The sequence below is a fragment of the Chitinophaga polysaccharea genome (genome assembly GCF_007829335.1).
Lineage (GTDB): Bacteria > Bacteroidota > Bacteroidia > Chitinophagales > Chitinophagaceae > Chitinophaga > Chitinophaga polysaccharea_B.
In genome coordinates this window covers 368,299-385,753 of sequence record NZ_VIWO01000001.1, presented here as the reverse complement: position 1 = coordinate 385,753, position 17,455 = coordinate 368,299, and the positions used below count along the sequence as shown (strand labels likewise).

The 17,455-nt window shown below is 47.0% G+C and carries 15 protein-coding genes; 11 read left to right on the top strand and 4 right to left on the bottom strand.

Going from position 1 to position 17,455, the window contains the following annotated elements; genetic code table 11:
• Positions 1-188: 188 nt before the first annotated feature.
• The 8 genes from FHW36_RS01605 to FHW36_RS01570 all read left to right on the top strand — a co-directional run bounded on the left by FHW36_RS01605 (position 189) and on the right by FHW36_RS01570 (position 9,279).
• The gene (locus FHW36_RS01605) at positions 189-689 is read left to right on the top strand and encodes an RNA polymerase sigma factor (RefSeq protein WP_145661225.1); all 501 of its coding nucleotides are present in this window, start codon (positions 189-191) and stop codon (positions 687-689) included.
• Positions 690-1,059: 370 nt separating this feature from the next.
• Positions 1,060-2,130, top strand: coding sequence for a fatty acid desaturase family protein (locus FHW36_RS01600; RefSeq protein WP_145661223.1), 1,071 nt, complete (start codon positions 1,060-1,062; stop codon positions 2,128-2,130).
• A 194-nt stretch (positions 2,131-2,324) separates the two neighbouring features.
• On the top strand, positions 2,325-4,658 hold the full coding sequence (locus FHW36_RS01595) for an ATP-dependent helicase (RefSeq protein WP_145661220.1): 2,334 nt from the start codon (positions 2,325-2,327) through the stop codon (positions 4,656-4,658).
• Positions 4,659-4,699: 41 nt separating this feature from the next.
• A complete protein-coding gene (locus tag FHW36_RS01590) occupies positions 4,700-5,158 on the top strand; it encodes a regulatory protein RecX (protein WP_145661217.1) in 459 nt (152 codons plus the stop codon).
• 65 nt (positions 5,159-5,223) lie between these two features.
• A complete protein-coding gene (locus FHW36_RS01585) occupies positions 5,224-6,027 on the top strand; it encodes an amidohydrolase (protein ID WP_145661214.1) in 804 nt (267 codons plus the stop codon).
• A gap of 25 nt (positions 6,028-6,052) precedes the next feature.
• Positions 6,053-6,451: an SMU1112c/YaeR family gloxylase I-like metalloprotein gene (gene gloA2 / locus FHW36_RS01580; RefSeq protein ID WP_145661212.1), complete on the top strand. Its 399-nt coding sequence runs from the start codon at positions 6,053-6,055 to the stop codon at positions 6,449-6,451.
• A 10-nt stretch (positions 6,452-6,461) separates the two neighbouring features.
• Positions 6,462-7,559: an N-acetylglucosamine-6-phosphate deacetylase gene (gene nagA, locus FHW36_RS01575; protein WP_145661209.1), complete on the top strand. Its 1,098-nt coding sequence runs from the start codon at positions 6,462-6,464 to the stop codon at positions 7,557-7,559.
• 40 nt (positions 7,560-7,599) lie between these two features.
• Complete coding sequence (locus tag FHW36_RS01570; protein ID WP_145661206.1) at positions 7,600-9,279, top strand: ArnT family glycosyltransferase; 1,680 nt, start codon at positions 7,600-7,602, stop codon at positions 9,277-9,279.
• Between the two features lie 54 nt (positions 9,280-9,333).
• Here the strand turns inward: FHW36_RS01570 and thiL are convergent, their stop codons facing one another.
• Both thiL and FHW36_RS01560 read right to left on the bottom strand, forming a co-directional pair.
• Positions 9,334-10,368 carry a thiamine-phosphate kinase gene (thiL, locus tag FHW36_RS01565; RefSeq protein WP_145661203.1) on the bottom strand — a complete coding sequence of 345 codons (1,035 nt, stop codon included), beginning with the start codon at positions 10,366-10,368 and terminating at the stop codon, positions 9,334-9,336.
• Positions 10,368-11,138 carry an inositol monophosphatase family protein gene (locus FHW36_RS01560; RefSeq protein WP_145661200.1) on the bottom strand — a complete coding sequence of 257 codons (771 nt, stop codon included), beginning with the start codon at positions 11,136-11,138 and terminating at the stop codon, positions 10,368-10,370. The genes thiL and FHW36_RS01560 overlap by 1 nt, the downstream gene beginning before the upstream one ends.
• Before the next feature lie 181 nt (positions 11,139-11,319).
• On the opposite strand from FHW36_RS01560, the gene FHW36_RS01555 reads away from it, so the two are divergent.
• Complete coding sequence (locus FHW36_RS01555; RefSeq protein WP_145661198.1) at positions 11,320-12,858, top strand: GH3 family domain-containing protein; 1,539 nt, start codon at positions 11,320-11,322, stop codon at positions 12,856-12,858.
• A 29-nt stretch (positions 12,859-12,887) separates the two neighbouring features.
• Positions 12,888-13,526 carry a LysE family translocator gene (locus FHW36_RS01550; RefSeq protein ID WP_145661194.1) on the top strand — a complete coding sequence of 213 codons (639 nt, stop codon included), beginning with the start codon at positions 12,888-12,890 and terminating at the stop codon, positions 13,524-13,526.
• A gap of 69 nt (positions 13,527-13,595) precedes the next feature.
• On the opposite strand, the gene FHW36_RS01545 is transcribed toward FHW36_RS01550, so the two are convergent.
• Both FHW36_RS01545 and FHW36_RS01540 read right to left on the bottom strand, forming a co-directional pair.
• Positions 13,596-14,636: a 2-oxoacid:ferredoxin oxidoreductase subunit beta gene (locus tag FHW36_RS01545; RefSeq protein ID WP_145661191.1), complete on the bottom strand. Its 1,041-nt coding sequence runs from the start codon at positions 14,634-14,636 to the stop codon at positions 13,596-13,598.
• 59 nt (positions 14,637-14,695) lie between these two features.
• Entirely contained in the window at positions 14,696-15,040 is a 345-nt protein-coding gene (locus FHW36_RS01540) for a carboxymuconolactone decarboxylase family protein (RefSeq protein ID WP_145661188.1), read from the bottom strand.
• Between the two features lie 235 nt (positions 15,041-15,275).
• On the opposite strand from FHW36_RS01540, the gene FHW36_RS01535 reads away from it, so the two are divergent.
• On the top strand, positions 15,276-17,453 hold the full coding sequence (locus FHW36_RS01535; protein WP_145661185.1) for a transferrin receptor-like dimerization domain-containing protein: 2,178 nt from the start codon (positions 15,276-15,278) through the stop codon (positions 17,451-17,453).
• Positions 17,454-17,455 lie beyond the last annotated feature (2 nt).

Sequence of the window (17,455 nt, the reverse complement as noted above, 5' to 3'; positions counted from 1 at the left end):
CCGCCACACCTGATTAAGGCACCTGTTTTGCTGTTTCAGGGTGTTGATACCGCCCTGTGAATAAAGCGCCACAGGTGCCGGTAGCAAACCGGAGGGAGCCCGATGTTTACCAGGCTGCCTTATGTTGTCTCCCCCGCCGTTTAACGGCTGTTACTGTAGTAATTGTGAATCACTTAAAGTTAACCGTTATGTCATCCACCGAATTCAATAGTTTATTACTTGGAAATGCCGATTTTCTGCGGCCCTACGCAGTTACCTTGACAAAAGATTCGGAATCTGCCAAGGACCTTTACCAGGAAACACTGTTCCGCGCGTTATCTAATCGCGACAAATATCTGGCTGGCACTAACATACGCGCCTGGCTCTACACCATTATGCGGAACATTTTTATAAATAACTACCGCCGCGGTAACCGGCAATACCGGTTGCTTGATAATGCGGTAGGCGATTACCTGTTGAGCCACCAGCCCTCCGCTATCGGAAATTTCGCAGAGTCCGATCTACGGGTGAAAGATGTACAGATGGCGGTGTATAACTTGCCTGTAATCTTCAAACAGCCTTTCCTGCTGTACTTCGAAGGTTACAAGTATTATGAAATTGCTGCGATCCTCAATGAACCCCTCGGAACAGTAAAAAGCCGGATTCATTTTGCCCGTAAAATGCTGAAAACGCGTATTACCAGGCATTAATGGCCGTAAGCGGCAGGATGAATAAACCCATTCAGGCTTTTGGATAACAGAAGTCTGCCAACCCTCAACAATACCATGATTAGCACTGCTAATGGGGCTATGAACAATCCTAGTAAGCCTAAACAATTCTTATGTTGTACCCATGTCTGAATTCCCTTCAGGTAAGCGCCGTATCTGTTGCACGCCGGTTTGCAGATTTCTGTTACCTGTTTTCAATACGCTCCAGGCAATAAGCACAATTCTTTGTTAAATAATCGGTTCCCGGGGAGAATAATATACAAACTACCGGTTTTAAACCGTTACTTAGCGAACAAATCAATCATCTGCAGCTTTCCTACTATTACTGTACGCCGGCTCAACAATGCTTATTATGCCAAGAGTTACTTTCAACAACAAGAATGCTTTATTTTTCCCGGCGCTAAAATCTGCCGTGGAAGAGCATTTCAAATCTAACAACATTGCAAAAACAGGAAACTGGAAGCTATATCTTAAAACGGCCATTCTCATTCCCGTGGCAATTGCCCTGTATTTAATCGTCTTGTTCGTTCCCATGTCTGGCCTGCTTGCGCTGACTTTCTGCGCCATCCTGGGCTTTGTACTCGCCAGTATTGGGTTTAATGTTATGCACGACGCTTGTCATGGCAGCTATTCTACCAATAGCTGGGTGAACGATACTTTTGGTCTTACCCTCAATGCCCTGGGGGGCAACGCCTTCATCTGGAAACAGAAACACAATATTATTCATCATACTTACACGAATGTAGATGGCCTGGACGACGATATCGCGAAAAGCCCGCTGATGCGGCAATGCAGCTCCCAGAAATGGGTGCCCATGCATCGTATTCAACACTTGTATGTGGTATTGATATATGCTATTTCGTCCTTCGCGTGGGTATTTATTATGGATTTTGTGAAATACCTGGGGCGTAAAGTCTACAAAACACCCCTGCAACCCATGAAAATAACTGATCATATGACGTTCTGGCTGAGTAAAGTTTTGTATGTGGGCTTTTATATTGTATTGCCTATCGTGCTCCTGGGCTGGAAAGCCTGGGCGGCCGGATTTGCAGTTATGCATGCAGTAATGGGTTTTACGCTCGCGATTGTATTCCAATTGGCGCATGTAGTGGAAGAAACTGAATTTGAAGCGGTAGGAGATGATGCTAAAGTTATTGAAAACGAATGGGCTATTCACCAGATAAAGACCACTTCCAATTTTGCCCCGGATCATAAAATGATTTCCTGGTTTTTAGGGGGGCTGAACTACCAGGTAGAGCATCACCTTTTTCCTCGGATCAGCCATGTACATTACCCGGCGCTCAGTAAAATTGTAGCGGCCAAATGTGCAGAACACAATTTGCCCTATAATTGTATCCCTACTATGCAAGGGGCAGTAGTGTCTCATTTCCGTTTTATGAAAGCATTAGGTGCAAAGCCATAGATATTGACCAGTAACGGTCACCAGGAAACAGCGAAGAACAAATAACCAATTGTTCTTCGCTGTTTTTGTGAAAAGTTAACATCGATACGTGAAAACCCCATTTATCAGTTTATTCCTTAGCTCCTTTTTCGTACTTTTACACCCTTCTGAAATACGTATCTTTCTACATATATAAAATATAAACAGCAGTCGTGATGAAGGCAAACTATTTAGACGAGCTTAACGAACAACAGCGGGAAGCAGTAATACATATCAACGGCCCTTTGATGATTGTAGCAGGCGCCGGTTCGGGAAAAACCAAGGTGCTTACCACCCGGATTGCACACCTGATGCGGAATGGAGTGGATGCGTTTAATATTTTGTCACTCACCTTTACCAATAAGGCTGCCCGCGAAATGAAAGAGCGTGTGGAAAAGATTTTAGGTGGCAGCGAAGCCCGTAATCTTTACATCGGTACCTTTCACTCGGTATTTGCCCGCCTCCTGCGTGGAGAGGCCCACCGGCTTGGTTATCCCAGCGATTTTACCATTTATGATACAGACGACGCCAAAAGCGTAATCAAAACAATTATCAACGAGCTAAATCTCGATGATAAACACTATAAGCCCAGCTTCGTTTATAACCGTATTTCCGCTGCCAAAAACAGCCTGATGGCACCGGAAGAATACCTGATGGATAACCTGGTGCAAACCGAAGATATGCGCGCCAACCGGCCCCTGATCGGTAAAATTTATGATATGTACGCCAAACGTACTTTCAAGAATGGTGCGATGGACTTTGACGACCTGTTGTTTAAAATGTATGTACTGCTCAAATCCTTCCCGGAAGTACTGCATAAATACCAGCACAAGTTTAAATATATCATGATTGACGAGTACCAGGATACCAACCCTGCACAGTATGAAATCATCAAATTACTGGGTGCTGTCAATGAAAATATTTGTGTGGTGGGAGATGATGCTCAAAGTATCTACTCCTTCCGCGGTGCTACTATTCAGAATATCCTCCAGTTCGAAAAAGACTATGACGATGTGAAAGTGGTAAAACTGGAACAGAATTACCGTAGTACCAAGTCCATCCTGAATGTGGCCAATGAAGTGATTGCCCACAATAAAGGACAGATCGAGAAAAATCTCTGGACAGATAACACGGAAGGCGATACCATTAAGCTGGTACGCACCATGACAGATAACGAGGAAGGTAAATTTGTGGCAGATACTATTGCAGAACAAAAGTTGCGGAATCATTACGACAACCGCGATTTTGTAATCCTGTACCGTACCAATGCCCAGAGCCGTTCCTTCGAGGAAAGCTTGCGCCGTAAAGCCATCCCATACCGCATTTTCGGTGGCTTGTCTTTCTACCAGCGTAAAGAAATCAAGGATTTCGTGGCCTATCTCCGTATTACGATGAATACCCGTGATGAGGAAAGTTTAAAGCGGATAATTAATTACCCGGTACGTGGAATAGGTAAAACAACGATCGAAAAAACCATCGTGCTGAGTAATGAGCATAACATTACTATGTGGGAAGTGCTGGAAAGAGCCCGTGAATTTGGGTTCAAAGGCGGTACAGTAGAGGCAATTGAGGCTTTTGTGGTAATGATTAAGAGCTTCCAGGCATTGCTGACCACGCATAATGCCTACGACGTGGCGGTGACCGTGGGCAAATCGACCAACCTGGTAAAAGAACTTTTTAACGATAAAACTACGGAGGGGCTTGCCCGTTATGAAAACGTGCAGGAACTCCTGAACTCTATCAAGGAATTTACCGAAACCCCTGATGAGGAAGGCGAACTGCTGGATAAGAGCATGGGCTCCTACCTGCAGCAAATTACCCTGCTGACCGATGCGGACCAGGGTAATGATGAAGACAGCGATGTGGTGAAACTGATGACCATTCACGCCGCCAAAGGGCTGGAGTTCCCGGTAGTATTTACTGTAGGACTGGAAGAAACCCTGTTTCCCAGTGGAATGTCTATCAATACCCGGGAGGAACTGGAAGAAGAAAGGCGTTTGTTTTATGTAGCCATCACCCGTGCCAAGGCGCGTTTGTGGCTTACTTATGCCAACAGCCGTTACCGCTTCGGTAACCTGGTACAGAATGAGCCGAGCCGCTTCCTGGAAGAGATGCCGGAGAAATTTATAGACCGCAGTTATGCCGGTGGAGGCAGTGTACGTAATGCTTTTGGCGGTGGTAACACTTCCGGTTGGAGCAATAGCGGCAATATGTTTGATCGCATGCAACGGAAAACGCCTGGCCAGCAACAGCAGCAGCCGGTACAGAAGCCAGCGCCCAAGCCTACTTTTTCCGGAGCTACCACCCATGTGCCTTCCGCCGATTTTGCCCCGGATGATCCGGCTGGTATGGTGCCCGGTATGCAGGTAGAGCACCAGAAGTTTGGCTTTGGTACCATCACTGCTATGGAAGGCGCGCCGAACAACAGGATTGCTACGATCCTGTTCCCTAAAGGAGGTGGCGAAAAGAAAATTATGCTGAATTATGCCAAGCTGAGAATTGTGAAATAATGGCGTAAGGCGGGTTAATTACATTTAAAGCTAACAGCTACATGCTATCAGCCATATTAAAACTCCGGCAGTTTTGTGCTTACCAGGAGAGAAGTCACCAGGAAACCAGGTATAAATGCCTGGAACTGGGGCTAAGAGGAGAGGAGGTAGAAGAAGCTATCGCGGAGCTGGTAGCCGAAAACTTCCTCAACGAAGAGCGGTTTGCCAGGGCCTATGCAGGCGGAAAGTTTCGCATCAAGCAGTGGGGCCGGAAGAAAATCCAGATGGAGCTAAAGCAGAAGCAGGTATCGGCTTATTGCATTAAGAAAGGAATGGAGGAGATAGATCCAGATGATTATGCCGCCGTACTGTTAAAACTCGCGGATAAGAAATACCAGTCGCTCCGCAATGAAACAGCCATGAAACGCCGGTATAAAACTATGCAATACCTGTTGCAAAGAGGTTTCGAATCGGAATTAATCCAGGATGCACTTGAACAAATCGCAAAGAACGACGCTTAATAGGGCAATAATTTGAAAAGTTTCTAACCAGCCACGACTTAATTTTGTGATCACAATAACCGATAATGTCAGATCTGAAAGTAACACTTATACAGTCGCAATTGCACTGGGAAGATAAGGAAGCCAACTTGCGCATGTTTGATGAAAAAATCGACAGCATTACCGAAAGAACGGAAGTGGTTTTTTTACCGGAAATGTTTAGCACCGGGTTCAGCATGAAGTCCGCGCAGCTTGCTGAAACGATGGACGGAACAGCTGTTCAGTGGATGAAACGAAAGGCGGCTGAGAAGAATATTATCATTACTGGTAGTTTAATTATCGAAGAACACGGTGAATACCTGAACCGCCTGATCTGGATGTTGCCCAACGGTACCTACGGTACTTATGATAAACGCCACCTGTTTGGATATGCCGGTGAAAATGAACATTATACCCCTGGCAACAAACGCCTGATTGCACAGGTAAAGGGGTGGAAAATTAACCTGAATATCTGTTATGATATGCGTTTCCCGGTATGGGCCCGCAATACGATACAGGCCGATACCAATGAAGCTGCTTACGACCTGCTGGTATATGTAGCTAACTGGCCGGAAAGGCGTAAAACAGCCTGGACCACCCTACTGCAAGCAAGAGCTATTGAAAATCAATGCTTTGCTATTGGTGTGAATCGGGTAGGTAATGATGGAAACAATATCTATCACAGTGGTGAAACCAGCCTGATAGATCCAATGGGAGAAATTATTTACCGCAAATCGCACGACGAAGATGTATTTACGTATACCCTTCAACGTGAGCGGCTGGATGAAGTGAGGAAAAATATCCCCTTCCTGAAAGACGCAGACGCATTCACGATTTTACCGAAAGGATAACCCGGCCTCGGCTAAAATGAAATATATGTTATTACAGGCAGTCCATCACATCGCTATTATTTGTGCTGATTACAACCGTAGTAAAGTCTTTTATACCGATGTGCTGGGCCTGCAGGTAATCCGGGAAGTATACCGGGAAGAACGGGACTCCTGGAAGCTGGATTTGGCACTGGGTAACCAGTACATTATCGAATTATTTTCCTTCCCCGACCCTCCTCCGCGGGTAAGCCGCCCGGAGGCCTGTGGCCTGCGACACCTGGCCTTTGCCGTGGCGGATATCGCTGCTGCCGTACAACAACTACAACAAAAAGGGGTGACTACAGAACCCGTTCGCATTGACCCGCATACCCAACAACGTTTTACATTTTTTACAGACCCTGATGGGCTGCCTTTAGAGTTATATGAAGTTGTTTCACACCTGTAAATGATATTGTATGTCTGTTACCTTTGTCAACGCCAGGATCTTTACTGGCGAAGAAATACTGGATAATCACGTACTAACCACCCACCAGGGAAAGATAACGGCCATAGTGCCTGCATCGGAATACCGGGCCAGCGGCCATGAAACCGACTTGCAGGGAGCCTTGCTGGCGCCGGCTTTCATTGACTTACAGATATATGGTGGAAATGGAGAGGTGTTTTCCATGTACCCGTCCGTCGCTTCGCTCGCTGGTACCGTGGCTTATAGCCGCGCTGGTGGCGCTGCATGGATTATGCCAACGGTAGCAACTATTGGCCCTGAAATCATGCTGGAAGCTATGAGAGCGGTAAGGGCCTATTGGCAGCAGGAAGGAGCGGGTGTGCTGGGGCTGCACCTGGAAGGACCATTTATTAACCCGGCCAAGAAAGGCGCCCACCTGGAACAGTATATTCATTCGCCTACCCAGGAAGACATTAACTGGATCCTGGATAACGGCCGGGATGTAGTGAAGATCATTACCCTGGCGCCGGAATGCTGTGATCCGGAGCTGGTAAGACAACTTGAAGCAGCGGGTATCGTGGTATTTGCAGGGCATAGCAATGCTACTTACAACCAGGCCTATACTGCTTTCGATAATGGTATCCATCATGCTACCCACCTTTTTAATGCCATGTCACCACTGGAAAGCCGGGCTCCAGGCATTGTAGGTGCTATTTACGATCATCCCCAGGTATGCGCCAGTATCGTGGCTGATGGCATACATGTTGATTTTGCATCTATCCGTATCAGCAAAAAGATGATGAAGGAACGCTTGTTCCTGATTACCGATGCGGTAGAGGAAAACAGGGCTGGCGGCTACATATATATCCGGGAGAAGGATCGTTTTGTAAGTGCTACCGGAGTGCTGTCAGGTTCATGTCTGACAATGACCCAGGCCGTGCGCAACTGTGTAGAGAAAGTAGGCATTCCGCTTGAAGAAGCCCTGAGAATGGGATCGCTGTACCCGGCAAGGGCAATTGGCCGGGAACAGGCGCTTGGACGCCTTGCTGTGGGCTATGATGCGGCCCTGGTAGCCATCCACTCCAACTGGAGTACAACAGTATACTGTTAATAGCCCTATCTTCGCAGGATTAATCATACTGTATATCCACATGAGTGCACTATCTCAGTTTTTTAAAAAAGACCAGTATAAAAATCTGTTCCTGCTTTCCTGGCTGATCTTAGGCTTGTTACAGGCCTGCTTCTCGGAGCTGTGGGATGATGAGGCATACTATTGGGTGTATTCGCGTCACCTGGATTGGGGGTATTTTGATCACCCGCCTATGATTGCGCTACTGATCAAGATAGGCTATGGCATCTTTCATAATGAGCTGGGGGTGAGGTTGCTGATCGTAATTGTGAATACACTCACGTTGTGGATTACCGCCAGGCTCATTGCTTCAAAGGATAATAAGCTGTTTTACCTGCTGATAGGCGCCATGGGCGCCATGCAGATTGGTGGGATACTGGCGGTGCCGGATGTACCGTTAATCTTTTTTGCGGCTGTTTACTTCTGGGTATACCGTAATTTTGTGAATGAACAAACCTGGAAGAATACCCTGTTACTGGGTGTTTCCATGGCGTTGATGTTTTATAGTAAATACCATGGTGTATTACTGGTGTTTTTTACCTTCTTGTCGAATATCAACCTTATCAAAGTTTTCAAGTTCTATGTAGCAGTGATCATTACAACGATCCTGTTTTTTCCGCATATCTACTGGCAGTATACCCATGGTTTCCCGTCACTGCAATATCACCTGGTAGAACGGAATGCCTCTTCCTATGACATCAGTTATACGCTCGATTACCTGGGAGGGCAACTGTTGTTGTTCGGGCCTTTGCTGGGATGGCTGATCCTGTATTATGCTTTCCGGAGTCCTATTCAGAACTCATTTGAGCGGGCGCTGAAGTTCTGTGTGATTGGTGTACTGGCGTTTTTTCTGCTCAGCACATTCAAGGGAAGGGTAGAGGCCAACTGGACGGTGATGCTGTTTACACCAACGGTGATCCTGGCCCACCAGGCGATTGTAAGAAAAGGTTGGTCGCAGAAATGGTTGTTATATACTTTGCCGGTTACGCTGTTGCTGGTATTGGTTACCCGGGTGTACATGATCTGGGACTTTATGCCGGGTGTAGAAATCAGGCCGGAGATTCATCATAACAAGGAGTGGACTTCGCAGGTGGCGGCCCGCGCACAGGGGCGCCCGGTAGTTTTTTTGAACAGCTACCAACTGCCCTCTAAGTATATGTTTTATACGGGGCAGTTGTCTTACAGCCTCAATAGCCGTTATTCCCGTCGTAGCCAGTATAATTTCTGGGATACGGAAATACAGCTGTGGGGAAAGCCTGCTATGATAGTATTTGACCCCGGATCAGGGATTCCTGTTACAGATAGTGTACGTACCATTTATGGTGTGTGGGACTATGATATAGTGCCTGCTTATTATTCCTATTCGCTGATACAGTTAAAGCCGGCATTGAAGCAGATCAAAGCTAAGCGGGGAGAGCATATTAACGTGATGTTGCAGCCTAATAATGATTATCATCAGCCCATCCGGCTGGATCGCACCAACGAGCCGGTGTTAGGATATGGTTTTACCACTAAAGATGAAGATTTACCACCGGTTAAATCGCCTATGACGCTGGAAAGGGCGGTGTTGCGCCGCCTGATAAACCTGGAGGTGGTGATGCCGGATAAGCCGGGACATTACCAACTGAAGTTTTCTGTGTTTGCAGGAGATCTGCCTCCTACTCATAATAGTCCCGTGATACCGGTAACAGTAGAGCAATAAACAGATAAGGCGCACCGTCGGTGCGCCTTATCTGTTTATTGTGCTGATGTAAACTTACTGTTTAAAAGCATTCCAGCCCTGGGATACCAATTTAAATTTGTTACCGCCTTTGGTGTGGATATGTGCTCCTTCTGAGATATCGGCCATATAGCCTATTACGCTGATTTGCTCATTGAGTACAATTTTATCGTAGTCCTGTTGTTTCATGGTGAACAACAGCTCATAGTCTTCTCCACCACTCAATGCACAGGCAGTGGGATCGAGGCCAAATTTCATGGCTATCTCCTTGCTTTCCTGGGCAATGGGAATTTTTTCTTCATAGAGCACTACACCCAGGTTGCTTTGTTTGGCAATGTGGAGTATTTCGGAGCTGAGCCCGTCGCTTACATCCATCATGGCAGTAGGTATAATTTCTTCCTGCTGAAGGAACTCAATGATATCTTTACGGGCTTCCGGTTTCAGCTGCCGGCCTATGATATACGTCTGGCCTTCGAGGTCGGGCTTTACATCGGGGCTTTCGAGGTAAATCTTTTTCTCTCTTTCAAGGAGGGTGAGGCCCAGGTAGGCGGCGCCAAGGTCGCCGGTTACACAGAGCAGGTCGCCTTTTTGGGCAGTAGATCTTTTTACAAACTGGTCGGGTGTTACTTCTCCGATAGCCGTTACGCTGATGATAAATCCTTTCTGAGAGTTGCTGGTGTCGCCACCTACCAGGTCTACGCCATATTTTTCGCAGGCGGCATATACGCCTTCATAGAATTCGTTGAGCGCTTCCAGGGAAAAACGGTTAGAGAAGGCAATGCTGATGGTAATCTGGGTAGGGATGGCATTCATGGCGTAAATGTCCGACAGGTTTACCACTACCGATTTATAGCCCAGGTGTTTCAGCGGGGTATACATGAGGTCGAAGTGAATGCCTTCTACCAGCATGTCGGTGCTGATCACGGTTTGTTTACCGAAATGGTCAATTACGGCGGCATCATCGCCTACACCCAATACGGTGCTGGCATTTTGTATTTCTATGTTCCTGGTGAGGTAGTCTATTAAGCCAAACTCGCCCAGGTCTTGTATTTCAGTTCTTTCCTGTTCCATTATTTTCCGTTAACAAGATCTTGTAATGCACTATGGATAAGGCCATTGGTGGCCAGTAATTCTTTTTGATAGGGAGAGTACCGGTTGCCGGAGTAGTCGGTTACCTTTCCGCCTGCTTCTTCCACGATGAGAAAGCCGGCAGCAGCGTCCCAGGCTTGCAGGTGATGTTCATAAAACCCGTCAAACCTACCACAAGCTACCCAACAGAGGTCTATGGCTGCGGAACCCAAACGGCGTACCGGGATGCCTTGTTTGATGATGCGTTCAAAAACCACCGCAGGATTGTTGGTACCTTCCTCCCACTTATAGGGAAAACCGGTTACCAGGCACGATTTTGCCACCTCGGTTTTGGTGGAAACATGAATAGGTTTATTGTTCAGGGTTGCGCCTTTGCCTTTTTCCGCCACAAACAATTCGTTCATGAAAGGGTTATACACCGCGCCCAGTATCATTTCCCCATCCTGTTCCACGCCTATCGATACGCAACAAATGGGTATACCATTGGCATAATTGACAGTTCCGTCGATAGGATCAATGATCCATTTAGTGGACGAGCTGGTCTTTATCTCCCCAACTTCTTCACTCAAGATAAAATGATCTGGATAATTTTCCCTGATAGTAGCGATGATGGCTGTTTCAGATTTTTTATCCACCTCTGTTACGAGGTCGTTCACCGTACTTTTACTGCTCACCTCGAAAGGACCGTCGAAATATTGTTGCAGTATTTTTCCGCTGGCTTCAGTAGCTTTGAGTAAAGTAGTTTTTAACATGCCGCAAAGGTAATTACGAATTGCGAATTATGAATTGCGAATTATAGCCTACATCTTCGTTATATTTTGTATGTATAGACAACTTATTAATAACACATAAACTGTAATTCTAAATTATCAGACCCGTAATATTCAATATTCCACTTATTTTTGTAGTTCATTTTAAAGAGAGGGAAAGTTAATGGCCATCATAGGTAATCTTATTTCCAGGTCACTACGCATCAGGAAGAAGTTCACGTTTAAATTAGGAACACCTCGCCAATACCAGTTGCAGGTGCTGCATCGTTTGCTGGAGAAGGCTAAGGAGACAGAGTTTGGTCGCCACTACCAGTTTCAGGATATTCTGGACAGTCCCAATTTCATAGGGCAATACCGTGAAAAGATACCTGTGCATAACTATTCCAAAATGCATAAGGAATGGTGGTATCGCTGCCTGGAAGGTGAAGCCAACGTAAGCTGGCCCGAGAAAATTAAATATTTCGCCCTGAGTTCAGGTACTTCTGAATCGGCGAGCAAGCATATACCGGTTACCAAGGCCATGCTGAAAACCGTGAAGAAAGTAGGGGTAAAGCAGCTGTATTCCATGGCTAACTTCAATATACCGCCCCGGTCCTTCGAAAAAGGGATCCTGATGCTGGGCGGTACTACTTCGCTATTTGAGAAGGGCGACTATTATGAAGGGGATATGAGTGGCATCCAGGCTAAGAATATCCCGAAGTGGTTTCGCCGTTTCTATAAACCCGGAGGTAAAATATCACGTAAACCCAACTGGGAACAGCGGATTAAACTGATTGTACGCAAGGCCAGGGAGTGGGATGTAGGTACTGTTTGCGGCGTACCAGCCTGGGTACAAATCGTATTGGAGGAAATTATTAAATACCATGGCGTAAAGAATATCCACGAAATATGGCCCAACCTGGCTGTATATATTCATGGAGGGGTATCTTTCGAACCTTACCGCGATAGTTTCCAAAAACTGCTCGGAAAGCCTATTGCGTTTATTGAAACGTATATGGCGTCGGAAGGATCTTTCGGATTCCAGGCCCGTCCCGGTACCCGGGGTATTAAGCTGGTGCTGAACGCCGGTATCTTCTTCGAATTCATTCCTTTTAATGAAGAAAATTTTGATGGGGAAGGAGAGGTGAAGCCCAATCCCAAGTCATACATGGTCAACGAGGTAGTGGAAGATGTGGAGTATGCGGTGATGCTGTCGACCTGTGCCGGCGCCTGGCGCTACCTGATTGGAGACGTGGTGAAGTTTACTTCCGTGAAAGAACATGAAATTGTGATTGTAGGCCGTACCAAACAGTTCCTCAGCCTTTGTGGGGAGCACATGAGTATCGACAACATGAACAAGGCGATAGACAATGTTCAGAAGAAAATGGGTATCAACATCAGGGAGTTTACTGTAGCCGGTTTCCCTTATGAGAACCTGTTTGCGCATCGCTGGTATATTGGTACGGATACCCCGGGAGTAGATGCCGAAAAAGTACGGGAAATCATTGATCAAACCCTCAGCGAGGTGAATGATGATTATGCCGTAGAACGTTCTGCCGCCCTGAAAGAAGTATTTGTAGAAATACTGCCGAATGATGTATTCATAGATTACCTCCGTTGTAAGGGTAAAGAAGGCGCCATGAATAAGTTTCCACGCGTAATGAAAGGTGAGAAACTGAAAGACTGGGAGAATTTCCTGGTAGGCAAAACCGTTAAGAACTAAGTAGCACCTGTGATTCGGAAATTATAAGCATGATAGCATCAATTGTAGCGGGACTGGGACTGGGATTATTTCTTTCTTTATCGGTGGGCCCGGTAATTTTCGCGATTATAAAGTACAGTATTAATAATGGCTTTAAGGCAGGTATCAGCTTTGCGCTGGGCGTGTCTTTCAGCGATATCATGTTTGTATTGACCGGCAACCTCGCCGCCTCTTTTATTACCGGACTGGAAGAATATAAAAGAACGATAGGTACCTGTGGCGGTTTTTTATTGATAGGCATGGGCATCTACGGGTTGTTGTTCAAAAAGGTGAAGATCAGCACAGGCGATGAAAAGCCGGAGATGTTCCGGACCCACGACTATCTTAAGATATGGCTCGCAGGGTTTCTGATGAACACGCTGAACCCGGGAGTGATCATTTTCTGGCTGGGTGTGTGTGTGGCCAACAGCGCCACCAGCGTAGGACACCGGCTCGTGATGTACGCCGTATGTTTAAGCCTGGTGTTATCGGCCGATATCCTTAAAGTATTTGTTTCTGATAAAATCCGTCATAAGCTTACCCTCACCAACGTAGAATGGCTGAATCGCATTGCCGGCGTAAGTATGATCATCTTTGGGGTGGTGTTGCTTTACGAAGTGCTGTTTAATGTAGGGAACTTAGGGCATTAAATTTTTTTAAAAACGAGAAAGCCTTCTGTATTACACGGAAGGCTTTCTCGTTTTTATAAGGTAAGGCTATTATGCTTTAATCGTCCAGGTTTCATTACCAGCCAGCAGCTTATCCAGGTCACCAGGGCCTTTCTTGGCTACGGCGTCGGTCAACTGGAACTGCATGATGTCTTCGTAAGTAGGACGGAAAGCCTGGTAGAAAACACCAAACGGCCTCGGTAAGTGTCCTTCTATACGGGTATCATCGAACATGCGGGTGAGCAGTTGCGCCTTATAGAAATCATTTTCATCGTGTATCCACAGATCGCTTTCAGAGAAATCGGCTCCCAGCTCCACCACTACCGGTTTCAGACCATCCAGGCGGATGCCCTTGTTTTTGGTGGCGCCAAATACCAGCGGTTTACCTTGTTCTACAAAGATAGTTTCATCGGCTTTGGTGCTCTTTTCGGTGAAGGCTTCAAAGGCGCCATCGTTAAAGATGTTACAGTTTTGGTAGATTTCCAGGAAGGAAGCGCCTTTATGCGCATGGCTGCGTTTCAGCATTTCCTGTAAGTGCTTGGGATCACGGTCCATACTGCGGGCAATAAAAGTGGCATCCGCACCCAGGGCCAGGGCCAGGGGATTGAACGGATGATCGATACTACCCATGGGGGTAGATTTGGTCACTTTATTTTCTTCAGAAGTAGGAGAATACTGTCCTTTTGTTAAACCATAAATCTGGTTGTTGAACAGCATTACGTTTACATCAAAGTTGCGACGCAGCAGGTGAATGGTATGGTTACCGCCAATAGACAGGCCATCGCCATCACCGGTTACAATCCATACGCTCAGTTCAGGGCGGGTAGCTTTCAAACCGGAAGCAACGGCGGTAGCACGACCATGGATCGAGTGCATACCATAAGTATTCATATAGTACGGAAAACGCGAGGAACATCCGATACCGGAAACAATCACAATATTTTCGCGGGGAACCCCCAGCGTAGGCATAATCGTTTGTACCTGTTTAAGTATAGAGTAGTCGCCGCAGCCAGGGCACCAGCGTACTTCCTGGTCCGTTGCAAAGTCTTTTGCCGTGAGGGCTGCCTGCGGAGCTATAGTTGCTGTTGACATTAGTTTGATTTATATATTAGATAGTCTGTAAAGTTACGATAGATACCTGTAAATTAAGGTCACTGGGCCTGTAATTCCTCCCAATATTCTGCCGCCCGGCGGGTATGAGGAATCACGATAGTGCCCCCTACAATGTTGGCTACCGCAAAGATTTCATACATCTCGTCTGTGGTAACGCCTTGCTCATGCGCTTTTCCCAGGTGGTATTTGATACAATCATCACAACGGAGCACCATAGATGCTACCAGTCCCAGCATCTCCTTTGTTTTGGTACTCAGTGCCCCTTCTGCATAGGTATTGGTGTCCAGGTTAAAAAGACGGTTGATCACTTTATTCTGTTTGCCCAATATTACCTCATTCATTTTAGCGCGGTAGTCGTTAAACTCCTGAATCGCATTCGCCATATAACTGCTGTTTATGATATTATCAAGATCTTTTCACACAATAAAGCTATGAAAGGATTTACAAATATAGATTAATCTACTGACTGAGTAGACTATTTCAGCTATAACCTGTATTTATGGATCATAACCAAAAGTTATGCTGAGATATTTCTCCCTTAAATTAGTCCATAGATATTATAGACTATTCGTATATTCAGTCAATAAACCCTTTTTATCAACAAGCGCCATATTGCTTATGACCAATCATTATATCTGCCTGCTGGCCCTGGTCCTCTGCTGGCCCGGGATTACCCAGGCCCAGGAACAAAGCCAATCGCAGCAACGCCGCCTGGAAGATCGTTTCGATAAACAATTGAGCAGCACTCACATAGGTGAAACAATTCAATCGCTGTCCTCCCAGCCACACCATATTAGCTCCGCCAGGGGGAAAGCCGTAGCAGAAGACATCCTGCAACGCTTTAAAAGCTATGGCTGGGACGCCGAAATAGTTACTTACCAGGTACTGTTTCCCACGCCCAAAGAGCGGGTACTGGAACTGAAAAGTCCTGCTACGTATAAAGCCTTACTAAAAGAACCGGCCCTGAAGGAAGATGCTACCTCCGGGCAGGCGGGGCAGTTACCTACCTACAACGCCTGGAGCGCCGATGGCGACGTAGAAGCCCCGCTGGTATTTGTGAATTATGGACTTCCGGACGATTATGAATACCTGGAACGCACCGGTATCAGCGTAAAAGGTAAAATAGTGATCGCTAAATATGGCCGCTCCTGGCGGGGCAGCAAACCCAAGGTAGCCCAGGAACATGGAGCTATTGGCTGTATCATTTACTCCGATCCCAAAGATGATGGGTATTACGCAGGAGATGTTTATCCCCAAGGCGCATTTAAAAATGAATATGGCGTACAGAGAGGCGCTGTGATGGATATTGTTATCTATCCCGGGGACCCGTTGACACCCAATATTGGCGCTACCGCCAACGCACAGCGGTTGGACCGGCTCCAGGCCCCTAATCTGCTTAAAATACCAGTATTACCGATCAGTTATCATGATGCCACGCCGCTGCTCAAATCCCTGGAAGGGCCTGTGGCGCCGGAAGAATGGCGGGGAGCTTTACCCTTTACCTACCATATTGGCAATGGAAAAGCCATCGTGCACCTGAAGCTGCAATTCGACTGGCAAATACGTCCTTGCCATAATGTAATCGCCAAGCTGAAAGGCAGTGAATTGCCCGACCAATGGGTGATCCGCGGCAATCACCACGATGCCTGGGTCAACGGCGCCGCTGACCCTATCAGCGGGTTGGCCGCCTTGCTGGAAGAAGCCAAGGCAATAGGAGCGCTGCACCGTGAGGGATATACACCCCGGCGCACACTGGTATATTGTGCCTGGGATGGCGAAGAACCAGGACTGCTGGGCTCTACCGAATGGGTGGAAGACCATGCGGCCGAATTGCAGGAAAAAGCAGTGCTATACCTCAATACCGACAACAATGGAAGGGGCTTTTTCAACGCCAGCGGCTCTCATGCACTGGAAACGCTGGTCAACGACGTGGCCCGCGATATCACCGACCCACAAACCAGTGTGAGCATTCTGGCCCGCAAACAGGCGTCAGATGCACTGAAAGCGCCTACTGCCAAACTGAAAAAAGAACGGCTGGCTAAAAAGAACCTGGCCATCGGCGCTATGGGATCGGGCTCTGACTATTCCTCCTTCCTGCAGCACCTGGGCATTCCTTCCTTGGATTATGGCTTTGGGGGAGAAGATGCCGGCGGCGAATACCATTCCATCTACGATTCCTACGACGACTACCGCCGGTTTAAAGATCCCGGCTTTCAATATGGCGTCGCCCTCTCGGAAGCTGCCGGCCATACTGTTTTGCGTGTAGCCGACGCCGTTAACCTGCCTTTCGATTTCCGGCGGTTGTATGAAACAGTGAACGGATATGTGAATGAGCTTACAGAACTGGCAACCGGTATGCGCGAAGCCACTTCCATTGAAAACCAGTTGATCGAAGAGCAGAAATACCAGCTGGTAACAGATACAGCCAAACATCTATTGCCGCCATCGCCCAAAGCAGAAGTGCCATACCTCGATTTTTCGGCCCTGCAAAATGCGCTCGTAGCACTGGATACCACCACGCAGGCGTTGTCTTCCCGGAAAAATCATACGGGCGCCACCTACGACAAAGCGCTATACCAGGCGGAACAACAGCTATTATACGGCAAGGGATTGCCTGCCCGTAGCTGGTATAAACATACTTTGTATGCTCCCGGCTTTTATACGGGTTATGGTGTAAAAACAATTCCAGGTGTAAGAGAAGCAATTGAACAGCGCCGGTGGACAGAAGCCCAGGAACAAATTGCTGTGGTAGCAGCGGCCATCAACCGGTTGACTGTACACTTAAACGGATTATAGCT

Coding starts and splice junctions, on each gene's coding strand:
- FHW36_RS01605 (WP_145661225.1), top strand. CDS start 189: ATGTCATCCACCGAATTCAATAGTTTATTACTTGGAAATGCCGATTTT.
- FHW36_RS01600 (WP_145661223.1), top strand. CDS start 1,060: ATGCCAAGAGTTACTTTCAACAACAAGAATGCTTTATTTTTCCCGGCG.
- FHW36_RS01595 (WP_145661220.1), top strand. CDS start 2,325: ATGAAGGCAAACTATTTAGACGAGCTTAACGAACAACAGCGGGAAGCA.
- FHW36_RS01590 (WP_145661217.1), top strand. CDS start 4,700: ATGCTATCAGCCATATTAAAACTCCGGCAGTTTTGTGCTTACCAGGAG.
- FHW36_RS01585 (WP_145661214.1), top strand. CDS start 5,224: ATGTCAGATCTGAAAGTAACACTTATACAGTCGCAATTGCACTGGGAA.
- gloA2 (WP_145661212.1), top strand. CDS start 6,053: ATGTTATTACAGGCAGTCCATCACATCGCTATTATTTGTGCTGATTAC.
- nagA (WP_145661209.1), top strand. CDS start 6,462: ATGTCTGTTACCTTTGTCAACGCCAGGATCTTTACTGGCGAAGAAATA.
- FHW36_RS01570 (WP_145661206.1), top strand. CDS start 7,600: ATGAGTGCACTATCTCAGTTTTTTAAAAAAGACCAGTATAAAAATCTG.
- thiL (WP_145661203.1), bottom strand. CDS start 10,368: ATGGAACAGGAAAGAACTGAAATACAAGACCTGGGCGAGTTTGGCTTA.
- FHW36_RS01560 (WP_145661200.1), bottom strand. CDS start 11,138: ATGTTAAAAACTACTTTACTCAAAGCTACTGAAGCCAGCGGAAAAATA.
- FHW36_RS01555 (WP_145661198.1), top strand. CDS start 11,320: ATGGCCATCATAGGTAATCTTATTTCCAGGTCACTACGCATCAGGAAG.
- FHW36_RS01550 (WP_145661194.1), top strand. CDS start 12,888: ATGATAGCATCAATTGTAGCGGGACTGGGACTGGGATTATTTCTTTCT.
- FHW36_RS01545 (WP_145661191.1), bottom strand. CDS start 14,636: ATGTCAACAGCAACTATAGCTCCGCAGGCAGCCCTCACGGCAAAAGAC.
- FHW36_RS01540 (WP_145661188.1), bottom strand. CDS start 15,040: ATGGCGAATGCGATTCAGGAGTTTAACGACTACCGCGCTAAAATGAAT.
- FHW36_RS01535 (WP_145661185.1), top strand. CDS start 15,276: ATGACCAATCATTATATCTGCCTGCTGGCCCTGGTCCTCTGCTGGCCC.